Source organism: Cohnella sp. OV330 (assembly GCF_900112065.1).
Taxonomy (GTDB): Bacteria; Bacillota; Bacilli; order Paenibacillales; family Paenibacillaceae; genus Cohnella.
Genome location: NZ_FOKE01000010.1, coordinates 1 through 18,694 on the forward strand (window position 1 = coordinate 1; position 18,694 = coordinate 18,694).

At 61.6% G+C, this 18,694-nt stretch carries 15 protein-coding genes; all 15 read right to left on the minus strand.

Features of this window, described 5'->3' with window-relative positions:
* Positions 1-1,358: cadherin-like beta sandwich domain-containing protein (locus tag BM235_RS21755; RefSeq protein ID WP_177244266.1), on the minus strand; the 1,358-nt coding region annotated here is incomplete at its 3' end.
* A 214-nt stretch (positions 1,359-1,572) separates the two neighbouring features.
* Positions 1,573-1,974 (minus strand): hypothetical protein, encoded by a 402-nt coding sequence (locus tag BM235_RS31720; protein WP_143106719.1) that lies wholly within the window; start codon positions 1,972-1,974, stop codon positions 1,573-1,575.
* An 85-nt stretch (positions 1,975-2,059) separates the two neighbouring features.
* On the minus strand, positions 2,060-3,520 hold the full coding sequence (locus BM235_RS21765) for an arylsulfatase (protein WP_090116358.1): 1,461 nt from the start codon (positions 3,518-3,520) through the stop codon (positions 2,060-2,062).
* A gap of 65 nt (positions 3,521-3,585) precedes the next feature.
* Complete coding sequence (locus tag BM235_RS21770; protein ID WP_090116359.1) at positions 3,586-5,034, minus strand: alpha-L-fucosidase; 1,449 nt, start codon at positions 5,032-5,034, stop codon at positions 3,586-3,588.
* A gap of 709 nt (positions 5,035-5,743) precedes the next feature.
* A complete protein-coding gene (locus BM235_RS21775; protein WP_090116360.1) occupies positions 5,744-7,564 on the minus strand; it encodes a glycoside hydrolase family 35 protein in 1,821 nt (606 codons plus the stop codon).
* A 52-nt stretch (positions 7,565-7,616) separates the two neighbouring features.
* Positions 7,617-8,513 carry a carbohydrate ABC transporter permease gene (locus BM235_RS21780; RefSeq protein ID WP_090116361.1) on the minus strand — a complete coding sequence of 299 codons (897 nt, stop codon included), beginning with the start codon at positions 8,511-8,513 and terminating at the stop codon, positions 7,617-7,619.
* Positions 8,513-9,397, minus strand: a complete 885-nt coding sequence (locus BM235_RS21785) for a carbohydrate ABC transporter permease (protein ID WP_090116362.1) — start codon at positions 9,395-9,397, stop codon at positions 8,513-8,515. Before BM235_RS21785 ends, BM235_RS21780 begins: the two co-directional genes overlap by 1 nt.
* A gap of 99 nt (positions 9,398-9,496) precedes the next feature.
* Positions 9,497-10,960, minus strand: a complete 1,464-nt coding sequence (locus BM235_RS21790) for a carbohydrate ABC transporter substrate-binding protein (protein ID WP_090116363.1) — start codon at positions 10,958-10,960, stop codon at positions 9,497-9,499.
* An 876-nt stretch (positions 10,961-11,836) separates the two neighbouring features.
* Entirely contained in the window at positions 11,837-13,510 is a 1,674-nt protein-coding gene (locus BM235_RS21795) for a response regulator transcription factor (protein WP_090116364.1), read from the minus strand.
* Complete coding sequence (locus BM235_RS21800; protein ID WP_090116365.1) at positions 13,485-15,326, minus strand: sensor histidine kinase; 1,842 nt, start codon at positions 15,324-15,326, stop codon at positions 13,485-13,487. Before BM235_RS21800 ends, BM235_RS21795 begins: the two co-directional genes overlap by 26 nt.
* A 147-nt stretch (positions 15,327-15,473) precedes the next feature.
* A complete protein-coding gene (locus BM235_RS21805; RefSeq protein WP_090116366.1) occupies positions 15,474-16,316 on the minus strand; it encodes an SDR family oxidoreductase in 843 nt (280 codons plus the stop codon).
* 12 nt (positions 16,317-16,328) lie between these two features.
* The gene (locus tag BM235_RS21810) at positions 16,329-16,778 is read right to left on the minus strand and encodes a DUF1905 domain-containing protein (RefSeq protein ID WP_090116367.1); all 450 of its coding nucleotides are present in this window, start codon (positions 16,776-16,778) and stop codon (positions 16,329-16,331) included.
* Positions 16,779-16,857: 79 nt separating this feature from the next.
* The gene (locus BM235_RS21815) at positions 16,858-17,421 is read right to left on the minus strand and encodes a DUF2812 domain-containing protein (protein ID WP_090116368.1); all 564 of its coding nucleotides are present in this window, start codon (positions 17,419-17,421) and stop codon (positions 16,858-16,860) included.
* Between the two features lie 2 nt (positions 17,422-17,423).
* On the minus strand, positions 17,424-17,759 hold the full coding sequence (locus tag BM235_RS21820) for a PadR family transcriptional regulator (RefSeq protein WP_255374514.1): 336 nt from the start codon (positions 17,757-17,759) through the stop codon (positions 17,424-17,426).
* Between the two features lie 564 nt (positions 17,760-18,323).
* On the minus strand, positions 18,324-18,671 hold the full coding sequence (locus BM235_RS21825) for an SRPBCC domain-containing protein (protein WP_255374538.1): 348 nt from the start codon (positions 18,669-18,671) through the stop codon (positions 18,324-18,326).
* Positions 18,672-18,694: the final 23 nt, after the last annotated feature.

Here is an 18,694-nt window from a genome sequence, read left to right on the forward strand (position 1 = left end):
GCGGGAACTGCCGTTACTGCTGTACCGTCATCGCCTTCATTCACCGTCTGCATCTTGTTGCCGGTGATCGTGCCGTTCGCGTCGGCGGAGTATGTCAGCGTATAAACCGGTATCGCACGATTGACCGTAATCGTATATGCCTTTGTGCTACCGTTCTGCGCTTTGACCAATACTGTGATCGTATTGCTTCCAACGCTTAAGGAAATTGGGTCGCTCGCACTTCCGCTTGTGGCGCCTATCGTGTTGACCTTTACCGTCGCCGTGCTGTCAGCCACCGTCGGCGTCACCGTCATGCTCGAAATCGCGCTGCCTACGTTTGCCGTGTACGCCGTCGTTCCGCTCCCGAATCCCGGGTTCAACGTCCCTTCCGACAACATCAAATTACTTAGATCCGCATTGCTGCTTGCCGCACGAGTGACCGTAATTGTGTAGGTCTTGGTAGCACCGCTTTCTGCGGTGACAAGTATCGTGATCGTATTGGCGCCTACACCCAGGCTGATCGTGCCGCTCGCGTTACCGTTCGTCACGGTCGTGTCGTTCACCTTAACCGTCGCTGTCACGTCAGCTACCGTTGGCGTCACTGTCAGGCCCGTGGTTGCGTTTCCGACGCTCGCCGTGTATGAAGTCGTGCCACTCGCGAACGTTGTATTTAACGTCCCTTGCGACAGCATCAGATTGCTTAGGTCTGCGTTGCTCGATAGTACCGGCGGAGAAATCTCGATATCGTTTAGCGCCACATAAGAGAGATCACTGCCCGGATAACGATAGATGCGCACTTCATCGACATTATTGAAAATGGACGTCAATACGGCGGAATGATCCAAAGGTACATAGTTTCCCGTGGTATTGGCGTTGAAGGTGGCCTTTCCTAAGGAAACGTCTCCGGCAAAAGCTTCGACCGCAAAAGTATCGCCGCTCAGACCGTCTTGATAATTGCCCCAATCCATGAAATTCAACGCGTTTAATTTAAATTTTTTGCCATCCATCGATTTTATAGCTAGCCCAAAGCTAGCTGGACTGCTACCAGTATCCCACTCAATGAGCGGCGGATATCCAGGCCAACTTGGATCCGTACTGTCCTCATAATACATATTGCCAGTAGTAAGCTTCACCCCAGCGCTATCAATCCCATAGACCCCGATATCGTAGCCTGCGATATCGGCGGAGCCGCCTTCGCCGTCGGAAGCGATTTGATCGGCTCCGAAATTCGTTCCTGCGGCTGTCTCAAAATGAATAAGCTGCGTTCCAGCCGCATAAGAGACTTTAAACGGTGGCAAGACCGAAACGATTAACGCCAGGATCAGAGTGAGCGACAATAGTTGGATGAAGCCTAGTTTTCCAAGTTGATTGCGATGCACGAATAATGCCCCTTCCATCCTCATAAGTAGAATACGAGCGAATCCATTCTATTTAAAATATTAAAATAGCCGTTAACTTTAACTAAAATTTAATATTCGACATCCCCTTCCGCTTTCCCTTTTCCATTAACGCAATGAAGCGCAGCAAAAACCGCCAGGGAGCTCCCCTGACGGTTCATTAATTACTATTGCGAGAGCGTTATGTGCGCCGACTTCATCTGCCGCGCCCGCTTCCCATCCTGCCCGCGAACAACAGCACCAACTCCAGCACGACGCCGACCGCCAATCCCAACCCGAGCAACTCCAGATAAACGAGCAGGCTCGACAGTTCCTCCCATCCCGTGTTGCCGCGCGAAACGAAGGCCATGCACAGCAGACCGAGCAAATTTCCTGACAGGATCGACAAGCCGAGCCACCTCGCGCCTAACCAGCCGCATATAGCAGCGAACGCGCTTACGGCTAGGGCGACCAGTAAAAAGCGGAAAGCGTGCACGGTTGTCCAAGGCTGCCCCAAAATAACGAATCGCACGAGCCAAAACAGCAATGTAGTGATCAGCCAGGACGTTGCACCCCAGGAGAGCCACTGCTTGCTTCGAGAAACGGGAATGACGCGCATGACGTTCACCCTTTCGCAGACAAGATCGGAGCCCTGCAGCTGCTATGTTACAATACCTTATTATGTCATACCCAGTTAGCCTGAGCTATAAAATATGAGACAAACAGGCGCGCGGCTCTCTGCCCGCTACCAATCGCCCTTCCATGATATAGCCTTCCTCCCTGCCCTCCAGCTCGCGAACGAGCCGCGCGCGCCACAGCGCTACGCGGTCTGCCCGCGCCGGATCGCCAGCCGTGTTGACGAGCTCCGCGGGATCAACCGTCAGGTCGAAGAACTGCTCTTCGCCACTCTGCGAAAACCAAATATATTTCTCCCGGCCGTCCGTCACGAAGTGGTTGGACCGGTCGCCGTACGCGTGCTCGCCGTGCAGATAGGAGCGCCAGGCTCCCGCTTCCCCTCTGGCCGGACCGAGCAGGCTCGCGCCCTCGACGGTGTCCGGGATCGGCGCTCCCGCAGCTTCGAGCAGCGTCGGCATAAGGTCGCGCAGCTCCACGACCGCCCCGGGACGGCTGCCCGCTGCGAGATCGAACCGGCCGCCAGGGTCCCAGAGAATGAGCGGAATCTTGGCACTGCCCTCATATAGAAGCGACTTGCGGAAAAGATGATGGTCTCCCATCAGCTCGCCATGGTCGGACGTAAATAGAATGAGCGTTTCGTTCAGTACGCCGTACTCGCCCAGCGCCTGAAGCAGCCGACCGATCTGATCGTCCAAATGCGTGATCAGTCCGTAATAGGCGGCGCGCGCACGGTCGAGCCTGCGCTTCGGCAGACGGCCGAAGATCGTCGTCGGATCGGCGGCACCCGCTCGCTCGGCAGCTTCCTCGTCTACCCAGTCTCCGACCGGCAGCTCCGGCAGCTCCAGATCTTTGTACAGGTCGAAGTAGGCCTGCGGCGGATCGAGCGGCGAATGCGGCCGTACGAACGACGACCACAGGAAAAAGGGCTTCGACGGGTCGCGCCGCCGGAGAAAATCGATCGACTCCGTCACGCACCAGTTCGTCGGATGCAAAGCCTCGGGCAGATGCCACGGGCGACCGATGGTCGAAGCGTTGCAATCCAGGCCCAGGTCCGTCAGGTCCGCATCCGCCCCCGCCTCCCGCCGCAGCCACCGCATATAATCGTCCACCTGATCGAAATGCTCGGCGAACGCGGTATCGCGCTTGTCCCGATTATGATGCAGATACCCGTCGTGCAGGACGATATTGTGGAAACCGCACAGGTTGCGCGCAGGGTAGACGTGCATTTTGCCGACGCACTGCGTATGATAGCCCGCCTGCGCGAGCTCGCCCGCCAGCATGTGCGGATAGCGCCACGGAACCTGGTCCTGGTAGCCGACTCTCCCGTGGGATCGCTGGCTCATGCCGGTCATGATGGCCGCCCTGGCCGGGATGCAGGAAGGGACGGCCGAGTAAGCTTGCGGGAAAAGAACGCCTTTGCGGGCCATCGCATCCAGGTTCGGCGTCTCGACGACGGGGTGTCCGAGCGCGCTCAAACAGTCGAAGCGCATTTGGTCCACGGTGATCAGCAGCAGGTTGGGCGAGTTCATGAACGAAGCTCCTCTCATTAGGAAAGCGGATCGATCGGATGGATGGATGCGAAAAATCCCTATCCTCACACGGAGGACAGGGCGGCTTCGCCGGCTTTATAAACTTCGAACGCCGAGATCGTCGGTTGATAGCGGGACTCGTCGATGAGCAGCCGCAGTTTGCGCGCGCTCGTCGCGAGCATGCGGCAGATCCGCTTGGCGCCGATGACCGTGCCTTCGGCGAGTGGCTGCCAACCGCCTTCGCGCCAGACCTCGAGGCGGAAGCGTTCGACGCGCTGGCCCTCGCGGACCTGCTCGCGCAGCACGATGCGGTCGAAGCTGCGTTCGGCGCCCAGATCGATCTCGAGCGCGGCTTGCTCGGTGCCTTCGGGCGGGCACCAGTGCGTGTCGGACTGGCCGTCGGTTGCGCGCGAGGCTCCATGCGCGTGATCGGATTCGGCGGATGCCGTCGCGATCGCGCCGGCCGCCAGGTTGTCGCCGTAAGCGGCCGCGAGCCATGCGCCGAGTTCGGCGAGATGCGCTGCGTCGCGCTCGTGGACGAGGCCGCGGCGGTCGGGCGGGATGTTGAGGAGGAAGGACGCGTTGCCGCCGACCGTCCGCTCGTACAGGTCCGCAAGCTGCGCCAGCGTCAGCACGCGGTCGTCTTCGGCGGCGTGGTAGAACCAGCCCGGCCGGATCGAGGTGTTGACCTCGGCGGGATACCAGACCGCTTCGTCCGCCAGGGCGAGCACGGCGCGGCTGCCGAGGTCGTCGTCCTCGGTGTTGACGCGAGTCGCGAAGGCTCCGCCGTCGTCCTCCTGCTGCGACTTGGCCTGGATCTTCTCGTTGTCCCGCATCGAAGCGGGGACGACGCTCCATTCGGACGGCCGAGTGTGGCCGGCTTCGTTGCCGCACCAGCGCACGTCCGGCCCGCAGACGGAGATGACCGCGCCGGGCTGCAGCTCGCGGATCAAAGCATAGTAGGCGTCCCAGTCATAGACCTGGCGCTTGCCGTTGGGACCTTCGCCGCAAGCGCCGTCGAACCAGACGCAGAACACGTCGCCGTAACCGGTGAGCAGCTCGCGCAGCTGGTTCAGGAAATAGGCGTTATAGGCGGGCGAATCGCCGTACGAAGGCTCATGCCGGTCCCATGGCGACAGGTAGACGCCGAACTTCAGCCCCTCCTCGCGGCAGGCGTCCGCAACTTCGCGCACGAGATCGCCGGCGCCATCGCGCCAAGGGCTGCGCCGTACGGAGTGATCGGTGTACGCGCTCGGCCACAGGCAGAAGCCGTCGTGGTGCTTGCAGGTCAGGATAAGTCCCTTCATGCCGGCCGAGCGGACGGATCGCGCCCACTGTCTGGCATCGAGCGCTGAAGGATCGAACAGCGAAGGGTCTTCGGTACCATCTCCCCACTCCCTGTCCGTGAACGTGTTCATCGTAAAATGGATGAAAGCATAAAACTCCAGCTCCTGCCAGGCAAGCTGACGGGGCGAAGGCCGCACTTGAGCGGCCTGGATGGCGGATACGGGCATGTCCGAGATTGCCCCTTTCGGGTTGGATTCGTTCGGGCGTTTGCTGCGGCTTGCAGCCCAGCGGACTCAGCGTCCGTTATTTTGCGATAATGCGACGTTTCAGCCGACCTTTCGGACTGGAGAGACGCTATTACGACGAAAAACACGGTAAAAACCACCGGTTAGCCGAAATAACGGCTGCTGGGTCCGCGAATACGTGCGATCAGCCGCATTCAGCAAAATAGCGGCTCTACGGTCCGTTGCGCAAGATGAGGGGCGCAGTGCTGGCACCCATAGGCCACCATGCTTTAATGGGCATCCCTTGAACCTCCTGCATGCATCCCCGTCAGGCCAACATACATACACCCAGCGGACTCAGCGTCCGCTATTTTGCGATAATGAGGCGTGTTAGCGGTCCATGCGGACCGAAGAGACGCTATCTCGCCGAAAAGCACGTCAAAAACCGCTGGTTTGTCGAAATAACGGCTGCTGGGTCCGCGAATACGTGCGATCGGCCTCATTTAGGCAAAATAGCGGCGCTACGGTCCGTTGGCGGATGCAGGTTACTTGGAACTGCCGGCACTTGGTTCGGCGGTTACTTGGTTCGGCGGTTACTTGGTTCGGCGGTTACTTGGTTCGGCGGCTCCTCCGGCTTGCTAATTAAACGGTCCCCGGCTGGTCATACGGTTTCCGGCTGCTCGAGCGGGCAGCTCCCGACTGTTTGTGCAGACTAACCCAAGTCCGCCCGGTCCGTTAGCGTCGCGACGGGCGCGGCCGTGCCGTGCAGCTCGAATACGACGAGCTCGTTGTCCCCTTCGCGCAGGAGCGGCGCGGGTACGTACAGCGTGCGAGTCGGCCCCGCCTCCCAATAGCGGCCGAGGTTGAAGCCGTTCAGGAACGCCTGCCCCTTGGTCCAGCCGTCGAGCCGCAGGAACGTGTCCGCGCGCGCTTCGACGCGGAAGATGCCGCGGTAAAAAGTCGGCTGCGCCCCGCCATCACGAGCCGTCGACGAATCTGGCGTCCGCAGCTCCCGGTCGGCCTGCTCACGTTGCGACGCTTCATCGCCCGCTCCCACCGCCGGCGCCGCAAACATAAGCCCGCCCAACTCCGCCAGCGGCAGGCAGCGAATCTCCCAGTCGTACAGAAACTGATTGCCCAGCCGCACGCCGCAGGTGATTCCCTTCGGATCGCGCAGCAGCGGGCCATAGTTGACGCGCCCCATGTTCTCGACGAGGATGTCGATCCGCACGCCACCGGCCGGCACTTCCAGCGGAATGCCCGCCGGCGCCCAGCGCTCCACGGTCCCGATATAGGCGCCGTCCGCAAACACGAGCGCGCGGTCGCGCACCTCCTGCAGGACGAGCTCCATGCCGCTTCGCGGTCCCGTCACCTGCACCGAATACAAGATAAGCCCGTACGCTTGCCCAAGCTTCTCCATCGGCTCCGGACACGGCCGCCGCACCGGCGTCGACAGCGCGTCCAATTGTGCGAACAGCGGCGCCGTCTCCGTCATCGCCACTTCGCCGTACGCCCGCTTCGGCAGCGGCTCAGGCAGCTCAAGCGGAGGCAGCTCAACATAACGCTCCAGCACCTCGCGCACCGCATAGAACTTCGCCGTCGGCTCGCCGGATTCGCTCAGCAGCGTGTCATAGTCGTAGCTGCTCACGGTCGGCTCGTAGCGCGCGATGTGGTTCGCGCCGTTCAGAAAGCCGAAGTTCGTCCCGCCATGGAACATGTAGAAGTTGACCGAAGCGCCTTCCCCGAGCATCTCCTCCAGCGTTTCCGCCACTTCGGACGCCGGACGAGACTGGTGCGGCTCCATCCAATGGTCGAACCAGCCGTTCCAGAACTCCATGCACATGAGCGGCCCTTCCGGCTGATACTCGCGCAGCTTGGCGAACGCTTCCGCCGCCCGAGAGCCGAAGTTGACCGTCGCGAGCACGCCGTCGATCATGCCGCCCTGCAGCATGTGATCCTCCGGGCCGTCCGACGTGAACAGCAGCACGTCCATGCCGCGCGCGATCATGCCGTCCCGCACGTATTCGAGGTACGCCTTGTCGTTGCCGTAGCTGCCGTACTCGTTCTCGATCTGCAGCGCGACGATCGGGCCGCCGTTCGTGCAGAGCAGCGGGCGCAGCCGCGGCAGCAGCTCGTCGAAGTAGGTGTCTACCTTGGCCAGGTACGCCTTGTCGTAGCAGCGCAGCCGCATGTTGTCGTCCGCGAGCAGCCAGGCAGGCAGCCCGCCGAACTCCCACTCGGCGCATATATAAGGACTAGGCCGCACGATGACGTGCAGCCCCAGCTCGCCGGCGAGCCGCACGAACGCCTCCAGGTCCGCGATGCCGTCGAAGACGAAGCGTCCTTCTTCGGGCTCGTGGACGTTCCAGGCGACGTACGTCTCGACCGTATTGAGCCCGCACGCCTTAAGCTTCAGGAGCCGGTCCCGCCAATATTCGGGCACGACCCGGAAGTAATGGATCGCGCCGGACAGCAGTCTGACCGGACGGCCTTCATACACAAACTGATCGCCCGATACTGTAAATGTCGCCATCGTACACCTCTTTTCATTATCGACACCAGTTTATCACCTTGCAGCCTTGCAATCAGCCCTTGACGCCGCCCATCATCATGCCTTCCGTCAGCTTCTTCTGCAGCAGGCCGTAGACGATGACCGTCGGAATCAGTACGATGACGAGCGCGGCGAACAAGGAGCCCCAGTCCGTCGCGAACTGCTGAATCTGCATCAGGTTGGACAGGCCGATCGGCACCGTCTTCTTGGCGTCGTCGGTGATGAGCGTCATGGCGAGCACGTATTCGTTCCAGAAATCGAAGAAGCTGAACACGAACAGCGTGATGATCGCCGGGCGCGTCATCGGCAGGATGACCTTGAATAGGGTGCCGAAATAGCCGCAGCCGTCGATCATCGCCGCCTCCTCGAAGTCGTGCGGGATCGCCTTCATGAAGCCGGTCATCAGGTAGACGGCGAAGGGCAGCGTGCCCGTGGCATAGACGGCGCTGAGCCAGAAACGGCTGTCGAGCATGTGCATCTGGTTCACCAGGATGAACAGGGGCACGATGATGTAGACGCTGCCGATGAACAGTCCGGCCATATAGAAGTTGGTCAGAAACGCGCGTCCCCGGAACCGCATGCGGCCGAGCACGTAGGCGGTCGGCATGGCGGCCAGCAGCAGGATCGCGATCGACAGGATCACGACGAACGCCGAGTTGAACATGTAGTCGCCGATTCGCGCGGCCTTGAAGGCACGGGAATAATTGTCCCATTGCAGCGAGGTCGGCAGGCTCCAGGGACTCTCCATGACTTCCTCGTTCGTCTTGAAGGAGGCGAGCACGTTCCACAGGATCGGGTACACGACGGCGAGCGCCTGGACGATCAGGAATACGCGCAGCAGGAGCCGCCCGAAGGAAAAGCCCGGCTTGCGCGGCTGCGCATAGGCAGCGGGAGATGCAGGCGATGCAGGGGAAACGGAGTAGCCGGCCATTAGTGGGACCCCCTTTGCGTCAGGCGATTGCTGATGAAGGCCAGCAGGATCGAGACGACGAAGATGAACACGCCGATCGCCATCGCGTAGCCGAAGTTGGAGTTAGTGAAGGCCTGCCCGTACAGGTAGGTCATGACGACCTCCGAATGCCGGTCCGGACCGCCCGCGGTCATGACGGCGACGAGCACGAAGCTGATCGTGAGCACGCCGTTGATGCTGAAGATGATCGTCACGCGGATGATCTCCCAGAGCATCGGGACGGTGATGTGGAAAAATTTCTGGAACGCCGTCGCGCCGTCGATCGAAGCCGCCTCGTACAGATCGGGCGAGATGCTGTCGATGCCCGCCATGTACATGACCATATAGTAGCCTGCTGCCTGCCAGACGAGCGTCACCGCCAGCGCCCACAGCACCGTGCGCTGATCGCCGAGCCAAGGCAGCGCCCAGTCGCCGAGGCCGAGCATCTCGAGGCCCGAATTGACGAAGCCCATCGTCGGGTGGTAGATGAACGACCACAGAATCGCGATGACGACGAACGAGAGGATGCTGGGAAAGAAAAACACCGTGCGGTAGAAGCCTCGCTCGCGCAGCTTGCTCTGCGTGAGGATCGAAGCGTTGACGAGCGCGATAAGCAGCGTGACGACCGGGACGACCAGCATGAGCAGCCCCGTATTGCGCACCGACAGCAGAAACGCGTCGTCATGGAACATATCCCGGAAGTTTTGCAGCCCGATAAACTTCGGTTTGTCGGCCACGCCGGTCCAGAGGTACAGCGACTTCTGGAACACCTGCACGGCCGGATATACTTTGAACAGGAGATACATCGCGAGCCCCGGGAGAAGGCAGGCGGCGATGAACCAGCCCCGTCTTGTTTTCATCGTCATGTCCGAATCCCTTCCTTTCTGCCCCTGGAACGGGGAAAGCCCGCCGGTCGAACGCGGCAGGCCTTCCGCTTCTTCAGGAGTCGGTTGAACACAGGGCGATTATTCGCCGCCGCTGGCCTTGAGCTCCTTCTGAATGTCCTCGTAGATCTTGAACAGCTTGTCGCCGTACTGCTCGATGGTCATCTGCTTGTTCATGATGGAAGAGATCGGCTTGTAAACTTCGTCGGACGGGTTGTACTTGCTGCCCTTGGCGACGGCTTTGAACGTGCCGTTCACGGCTACCATGCCGCCGTCGACGGCTTTATAGACATTGTAGGTCGTCTCGGAAAGGAACGCCTTGCCCAGGTCCGGCGCGCCTTTGACGGCGAGCACGCCCTTGGACGTCTCCGCGTTCAGCTGAACGCTCTTGTCCGAGTACAGGTAACGCAGGAATTCCTTGGCCAGCTCGGGGTTCTTCGCCTTGGCCGGGATCGCGATCTGCTCGACGTTCGTCATCGCGAGCGGCGGCTGGCCGGCTTGGCCCGACGGCACGCCGAGGAAGCCGAACTGGAAGCCGTCCTCGCGCGGCGCGTCCTTCATCTCGTCCTCGAACCACGTGCCGTTCGGGATGAACATCGCCTTGCCCTGCAGGAACGACGTCTGCGCCTGGGTATGGTTCAGCGCGACCGTGCCCTTCATGAGGGCGTTGTCGTCCGTCGCGATGCGCTCGAGGATGCCCCATACTTTTTTGAACGTCTCGCTCTTCCAGAACTCCGGGTCGTAGTTGAAAAATTGGTCCAGCGCTTCTTGCCCGCCGTAGCTGTAAATGGACGGAACGATAATCTGCTCCAGGTATCCCGGATACAGGCCTTGGTAGGTGAACAGCGCGCGTCCGTTCTCCTTGGCCGTGGCGTTCGCGGCGAAGAAGTCGTCCCACGTCTTCGGCAGCTCGATGCCCTTCTTGTCGACGAGGTCCTTGTTGTACCAGAAGCCGAGTACGCCGAAATTGTACGGCGCGAGGTATACCTTGCCGTCGCCGTACGGCGACATGGCGCGGGATTCAAGCACGCCCGGGAGGATCTTGTCCTTCAGCGGCGCGCCGCCGTCCGCGGCCGGCGCGTTGAACAGATCGGTCAGATCGAGGAGCGCGTTGTCCTTGATCAGGCCGTTCAGGAAAGGCACGTTGTCGCCGCCGGCCATGTACAGGAAATCGGGCGGATTGCCGGCGACCGCCTTCGGGCGGACGAGCTCGGCGATCTTCGGGCTCGCGGTGATGTTGATCTTGGTGCCGGGATAGTCCTTCATGAAGTCTTCCGCGATCCGGTCCCAGTACTCGCGGCCATAGCCGCCCTGGAAGACGGCGATGTTCAGCTCCGTATTTTCAAACGTTTTGGCGCCTGCCGCGCTCGGCGACGCTGACGCGCTAGCGCTTGCGGATGCGCTTGCATTTGCGGACGCGCTGCCGCTTGGCGAAGCTGTTCCGTTGGCGTTTCCGCCGCCGTTGCCGTTCGAGCCGCAACCTGCCAGCATGGATACCGCCAGCGCCGACGCGCCTACGGCGGTCAACCATTTCTTTGTACTCATTTCTGGACCCCCTCGGATGAGATGGCTTCATTATACGTGCATGGGGTCTGGCGCCATATGAACGATTCGAATGAGAAGCATGGAGAATATTATGGAGTTCGCGTGTAGCGTTCCATGACATGGAGATTTGCGTAAAAGCGCAATCTTAAAATCGTCCAGGTTTGCAAACGCTTAAAGCTAACATAGTCTTGTCCTGGGTATGATATTCCGCAGTGCGGGGACGTCGAAGTGCCGGAGCGCGGCGTGGAGTCGCGCGGTACCGCACAATAATTGTGCGGTTCTGGGCGTTGTTCACAGTTGGCCTCCAGTAGCTCGCTTTTCCCGCCTCCGTCGCAGCTTCGGCGAGGCGGAACCGCACAAAAATTGTGCGGTTCTGAGCATTGCTCGCGGTTGGCCCCCAGTAACTCGCTTTTCTCGCCTCCGTCGCAGGTGGCGTAGCGCGGAATCGCACAAAATTTGTGCGGTTCTGGGCGTTGCTCGCTGTTGGCCCCCAGTAACTTGCTTTTCCCGCCTCCGCCGCAGGTGAAGTGCTGCGGAACCGCACAAAAATTGTGCGGTTCCGGGCGTTGTTCGCGGTTGGCCTCCAGTAACTCGCTTTTCTCGCCTCCGTCGCAGGTGGCGTGCCTCGGAACCGCACAAAATTTGTGCGGTTCTGGGCAAGGCACAGAGATTGGTTAGTTTGAGCACCATCCTCATGCACATATCTTGTGCGTATTGGCGCTACATGCTGCAAGCAACCGTGACTCGCGCTCCGTCATGCACAATGATTGTGCATGACAGCGATACACGATATCCTCAGCCAACCGCCACGCCCCATCATGCACACTTATTGTGCATGATGGGGCGATGACCCGCCTTCCCCATGCGACAGCAAGCTCAGTCCGCCGGCTTCACGTTCTTCGGTGCGATGCCGAAGCGCTTCTTGAACAGCCGGTTGAAGTAGAACGGGTCGTGGATGCCGACCTCGGCCGCCGCCTGCTTCACGAGGTAGCGGCCGGTCTCGAGCAGCGCATACGCCTTCTGCATCCGAATCTCGTTCAGGTGCGTCAGCAGGCTGCGGCCGGTCTCCGCCTTGAAGACGTGGCACAGGTAGGGCTCGGACAGGCCGACATGCGCGGCCACGTCCGCGATGGCGAGCCGTTCCGCGTACCGGTACTCCAGGTAGCGGAGCGCCTGCCGCACCTCTTCCCGCGCGGCCGGGTAAGCGTCCCGCTTCGCATCCGCCTGCTCGGCCGCATCCTCGGCCAGCTCGCGCACCGCCTCCTTGAGCTGCGTATCCGTCGCGGCCGCCGACACGCGCGCTAGCCATGGCGCTTCGTCCCAGTCGCGGCGGATGCCGAAGCCCTGCGCGTTGGCGAGGCCGAGGACGCTCCCGCCAAGCGACCGCTTCAGCACGCGCGCGGCGATGCGCCGCTCGGCCGCGGTCTCGATCAGGCGCAGCGCGCCCTCGACCCACAGATCGGTCGAGCCGGCCTGCGGCTTGCCCCGCACCGACTCGCGCAAGCTCGCTTCGGCCCGGCGGTACTCGTCGTCCTCCTCGGCCGGCAGCGTCCGGTTCGACAGCCCCGCCGCGCTGAGCTGCGCGTAGAACAGCAGCTGCGCCGCCCGCCGATTCCCGCGCATCTGCTCCAGCAGCGCCTCGGCATCCGATGCCGGCTCGGCGAAGACGACCTGCGTCTGCGCATTGTAATACATCGCGCACAAGCTCTGGATCCGCCGCGCCGCGTCGCCTGCCTCCGGCACGGCCTGCGCGGCCGAGTACCCGGCCGCCAGCACGAAGCAGCCGTCGTCCGCCTTGACGGCATGCGCCCACCTGCGTCCGGGGAACAAGCTGTCCGCGAGGTCGCCCAGCTTGTCCGCGAAGCTGTCGCCCTCCGGCCTTGCGGGCTCCTCATCCCGCAGCCGGACGAGAAAGGCCAGCACGCGCTCGCCCTTGTCCTGCCAGATCTCGCGCGACACGGCCGCGTCCGCGCTCCCCGGCAGGCCTTCGCCGCCAGCATCGCCGCCCGCGTCTCTCCGCGCCTCCGCATCCATCGCGGCGAGCCAGCCCTTGATCCGAGCCGCGCGCTCCCGGCCCGCCCGCTCCCGGTCCGCCCCCGCCTGCGTCCCCGCCAGCGCTCCCCCCTCGGCGTCGCTCGTGCCGTCCGCCGCCTCTCCTGCCGCCCCCCTGCGCGCATCCAGCTTGGCCGCGATCTCACCGAGCGCCTCCATGAAGCTCTCGCTTTTCAGCGTCAGCTTGAGCATATAATCGTGCGCGCCGCACTTCAGCGCCTCCCGGACGAGGTCGAAGTCGTTGTAGTTGCTCAGCACGAGCACTTCTCCGTCGAAGCCGCCCGAGGCGAGCGCCTTGATCAACCCGATGCCATCCAGCTCCGGCATCTTGATATCCGTGATGACGATATCCGCCTTGCCGTCCCGGGCCAGCTCCAGCGCGGCGCGGCCGTTCGCGGCGGCGCCGACGTACTCGAAGCGGCCGTCGTCCCATCGGATCATCGACTTGACCGCATGCCTCACGATCATCTCGTCATCCGCGATCAGTATTTTGTACATCGCCCTTCTCTCCTTTCAGCACGATCGGCAGCACGATCGGCAGCACGATCGTCGTCTCCGTCCCTTCCTGCACGACGCTCGCCGTCGTCAGCCCGTACGGCGCGCCGAAGTGCAGGCGGATCCGCTCGTCCACGTTTCCGATGCCGATCCCGGACAGCTTGGCATGCGACATGCCGCGCGAGCCCGCCTCGACGGCATCGAACCCCTTCCCATCGTCCCTAATCCGGATCCGCACCCGCGCCCCGTCCCGCTCGCCGGTTACCTTGATCCGCACGCTCCGCCCTTCGTCGCCGCCCCCGTGCAAAATCGAATTTTCCACGATCGGCTGCAAAATGAACTTCGGCACGAGACAGTCGCGGAGCTCGTCCTCGATCGCAAGCTCCAGCTCGAACGAGTCCCCGTAGCGGATGCGCTGGATCATCGCGTAGTGCGTCAGATTGTCCAGCTCGCGGTCGAGCGGGATGAGCTCCTCCTTGACCAGGATCGTGTTGCGCAGCAGCTCCGACAGCGACGCGATGCCTTGCGAGACGGCGTCGTTGCCGCCCAGCATGGCGCTCCATTTGAGCGAATTCAGCGTGTTGAACAAAAAATGCGGATTGATCTGCGCCTGCAGCATCGCGAGCTCCGCGTCCCGCTTGGCCTGCTGCTCCGATTCGACCTGGTAGATCAGCTCCTTGAGCCGGCCGACCATCCGGTCGATCGTCTCCGCGAGGATGCCCATCTCGTCGGGGTACGAGGGTCCGATCTTTTGCTGCAGCTGGCCCATCCGCACCTGATTCGCGTACTGCAGCAGCTTGCGCACGGGGCCGCTGATGCTGATATAGATCCACATCGCGAGCATGCCGGCGAGCAGCAGGATCAACAGGCAGATGAGGACGACGTTGTGGCGCAGCACCGACAGTTCCGAGACGAGGAACGAGCGGGGGATCATCCCGACCAGGTACCAGTCCGCCGACCGAATGTACGAGCTGGTCACGAGCGTGCGCTCCCCGTCGACATCCGCGTAAAAAGCCCGTTCCTCGCGGGACGCCTGCCTTCGTGCCTGGACGCCCTCGAACACCTTTTCCCGGTAAAGAGAGCCTTGTCCGATCGCGGGAGAGAGAGAAGAAACGACGACGCCGGCGGCATCCGACAGGTAGATCGAGCTTCCTTCCCCCAGATCCACAGACTCGTAGGTGTTGCGGGAGAACACCTTCTCGTCGATGACGATGATCAGGTAGCCGATCTGCCGGTTCAGGTTGTTCTCGGCGAAGATCCGGCGGCTGAGCGCGATCCGGCTGGAGCCGCGGTTGTTCCGGATGCCCGTCCAGTACGCATTGCTCTTGCTGTCCGCGACCAGGGTCGTCAGCTCGCGGATCCGCGCCTCGGGATACAGCTCGAAGCCGAGATCGAACATCGACTGGCCGTCGTTGGTCATTACGATGACGTTCGACAGGTTGCTGAGGCTGAAGATCTGCTGGCCGAGCTCGTCCTTGATTCGCGTGCGCAGCTCGCTCTTCTCGATGTCGGCCATCTTCGAAAACTTCGGCAGGCCGCCCTGGATCAGCTTGTTAATGATGATCGTCTCGCTCAGCGTCTCGTACTGCTCGAGCTCGCGCGTCGTGTTCTGGGCGAGCTGGTCGAGCACCTGCGTCGACGAAGCGCTGAGCTTGTTCGTGATCGAGGCCTCGTACTTCTGATTGGAGTAGATCGCCACGACGGCGACGGGGAGCAGAGAAGTGATGAGAAAAGCGGCCAGCAGCCGCCGCTTGATGGACAACCGCCGGAGCGAGAAGACCGATCGTCCGAGTGCGCGCAAAGAGGGGAGCCGCGGCATGCCGTTCACCTGCTTGGTTCGTTTTTTTCTAATCTTATACGTAAACGATACATCCGCCAACCGGCAATCGCAGGCATGCGGACCGGCGCGGCCCGCAGCAACGCAAAGAAGCCGGCTCTCGCGAACCGGCTTGCGGCGCAGCGCGCCTTATAAATTCAATTGAATTTTCCGCGTGTTCAGCATGCCTTCCAGTCCGGTCGGATCCTGACTGGTCTTGAAGCGTGCGAACGTCTCGGCGGCCTCGGAGGTCCGGATACGCAGGGGCTTGGTCTCCAAGCGCAGCAGCCCGCTCACGACGTCCGCGACCGACTCCGCCGTCTGCGGCACGGAATTGCGGCTGGCGAATCCGTCCAGGTACCGCTGGACGACAGGCTTGTACTCGTCGTCGAGGATGCCGCCCGTCGCGTTCACCTGCGCCATCACCGTGCCTACGAATTGGGTCGCGATCGCGCCCGGCTCCAGCAGCGTGACGTCGATGTTGAACGTCGGCTTGTAATACGTCGCCAGGCTCTCCAGCAGTCCCTCCACCGCGAACTTGCTGGCGCAATAGATCTCGTTGAGCGGCTGCCCGACCAACCCGCCGACGCTGGAGGTCGCGATGATATAGCCTCCGTTCGTCGCTTTGCGAAGCAGCGGCAGCGCCGCCCGAATCGTGTGCATCACGCCGTAGACGTTCGTATCGAACACCCGCTGGATATCCGCCGGGTCGGCTTGTCCCAATGCACGGAGGAATCCGAAGCCCGCATTGCAGAAAAGCACGTCGAGCGTCCCTTGTTCGCTCTCGATCAGGCCGAATGCCGCCTCAAGCGAGGAGACTTCCGTGACCTCCATTTCCACCCAATGCAGGTTGTCCCGATCGGCAAAACGCTCGCGGTCCCGCTCCACGTGGCGGGTTCCCGCGTATACGATCCAGCCCTCTTCCGCCAGCTTGAGCGCCGTTGCCAGCCCGATTCCCGACGAAGCGCCCGTGATTGCGATGATTCCGCTCATCTCATAGCCCCTTTAAACGGTTTTGCCTTCGCTTAGCGCTTGCACGGCCTTGTCGATGCGACGCAGACGCGTCTCCTCGGTCTTCGCGCCTTCGACGGAGAGCACGATGCGGCTCTTGTTGCTATTCGAGAGTCCGTCGTAGAAGGCGAGCGCCGCAGGCGCTCCCGCCAGCGCAGACGCCAGATCGTCCGGCACCTTGACCTCTCGCGGATCCGTATCCAGCTTGAGCTCCACTTCGACCTCGTCCCCCGCCGCGACGCCGGCGGCTCCGCGATGCTCCGCGCTGACCGGAAGCATGTAGCGTCCGCCCATGACCGCCACCGTGCTGCGGTACGTATAACCGCCGATCGTCGCGTACACCGCCGGCTTTTTGCCCGCGCCCAGCGCTTCGACCGCTTCGGCCGGCACCTCGATACCGGTCGCCGTCTTGCCGTGAAGCTCGACCGTCGCTTTAAACTTCATATTCGCTCCGCTCCTCTGCTATGATCTCTTCCACACCAGTATAGCAGGCCGGCGCGCGACTCGTCAGAACGAAGCGGAGCTACATCTTTTCCCCGCCGGTCTCCTTGATTTTCTTGTTCATCTTGGCGATCCCATAGCCGAGCAGGACGAATAAGCTTGCATAGACGACGATCACCGGCACTCCGACTCCCCATCGCATCGCGCCATCGAGCCTGGAGAAGATATTCGTGAAGTTGGCGAACACAATCGCGACATTCGCGAGCAGCACCACCGCCATCACGCGCTGGATCTTCTTGTAGTGCTCGACGAGAGATTCCCGGTCCGTATACAGCTTCGGCGTTTCTCCCGGCTCCCACGGCCTTCGGAAATAATGCCAGATGCCGCTGGCCGTGCTCACGTACTCCCATCCGACGTCCCGGTACAACTCGGTGTATTCGTCCAGCTTGCCGTTTTTCTTCGTGAGGCCGCCCTGATAGTCGAGAGCGTAGGTGTATCGGACCGTCTCGTCCCGCTCGAACTCGCTGCTGAACGCGCCTCCCTTCGTGAGGTGCAGCCCTTGGGCCGACAGCTCGTTCAGCCACCGCTCTTCCTTCTCGTAGTCCCAGCTCATCCAGGCGTGCCTTCTTTTCTCCATCCGCGCCATCGTTAATCCCCCCCGTTCAAAGCTTGCCTGCCGACCACGAGCAGCTCTTCCAGCCTCCCGACCTCCGCCGCCAGTACCTCGCGCCCATCCGTCGTAATCGCGTACATCTTGCGCCGGGCGTCCGCGCCCTCCGGGCCTGGATGGGGCTCGATGAGCCCTTTTCCTTGCAGCGTGTTCAACGCGGTGTAGAGCGTGCCCGCCCCCAGCTTGAGCCGGCCGTCGCTCATCCGCTCGACCTCCTGCATCATGCCGTAACCGTGCGACGGCTCCGCGCAGAGCGTCACCAGAATGTAGTAAAACGCCTCCGTCAACGGCAGCATTTGCTTCGATTTGTCCACGTTGGTTCCTCCGCATCGCAGTTATATCGATTGGCGATATATCGTATACCGATATAATATAATGCGATATATCGACTGTCAATATAGTTTTGCGGAAGGTTGCTCGCCGGAGCGTCAGTTGAGGCAGATGTGCGTTTTTCGGGAGCCGCCCGGAAGCGATGTGCGATCGGACGACGCCTCCCCTGTGCGCGATCCGCCTACTCGAGGGGTAACAGACGAATGCTTGCAAATTTACATCCTTTTCGTGTATGACTGACCTTGGGCGATAAAAAGAGGCGAATCTGCAGGCTTCAATCGCTTTTCCTTTGAGATTTCGGACTTCGCAGCTAAATGGATGCTGATTTGCAGGAATTTCCGCTTCGGCTCGTCGTATCGGCTTAAAAGCCTGCACGGATGCAGGCTTTTATTAACCGTCCCGTCTCTTTCATTTACTTTTACTTTTACTTGCCCGCACCTCGCTTCGTAACTCTGCTCCTTGTTTACAGAAGGTGGTTGTTCATACGTTCAGTATGTAAACAAAGACCGCCAGGACTGGTTGTCCTGGCGGTCCCGCACAAGTATGGCTTACTCGCTAGGCCGCACGTGCGCATCCGGCGCTTTGTCGGCGACGACGTTCAGCTCGATGCCGTGCTCGAGCAGCGCCTTCAGCGCGCACAGGATCATGTTGAAGCCGCCGGCCGAATCCAGCGCTTGGGTCACGACCGCGTCGCCGTCGCCCTGGAAGCCCGAGTTGACGATGCTGACGAAGGTTTCATTTTCCCCGCGGCGCTTGAAGGTCCACTCCACTTCGGTGAAGCCGCTCGTCTCGTCGCCCCAACGGATTTGGATCCGACTGTTCGGCTCAAGCGCCAAGACGTCGACCTTTGCCGCCGCGCCGTACATCTCCCATTCCCATAGGGCTCGCGCTCCCACCGTCAACCGGCCGCTGCTCTTAC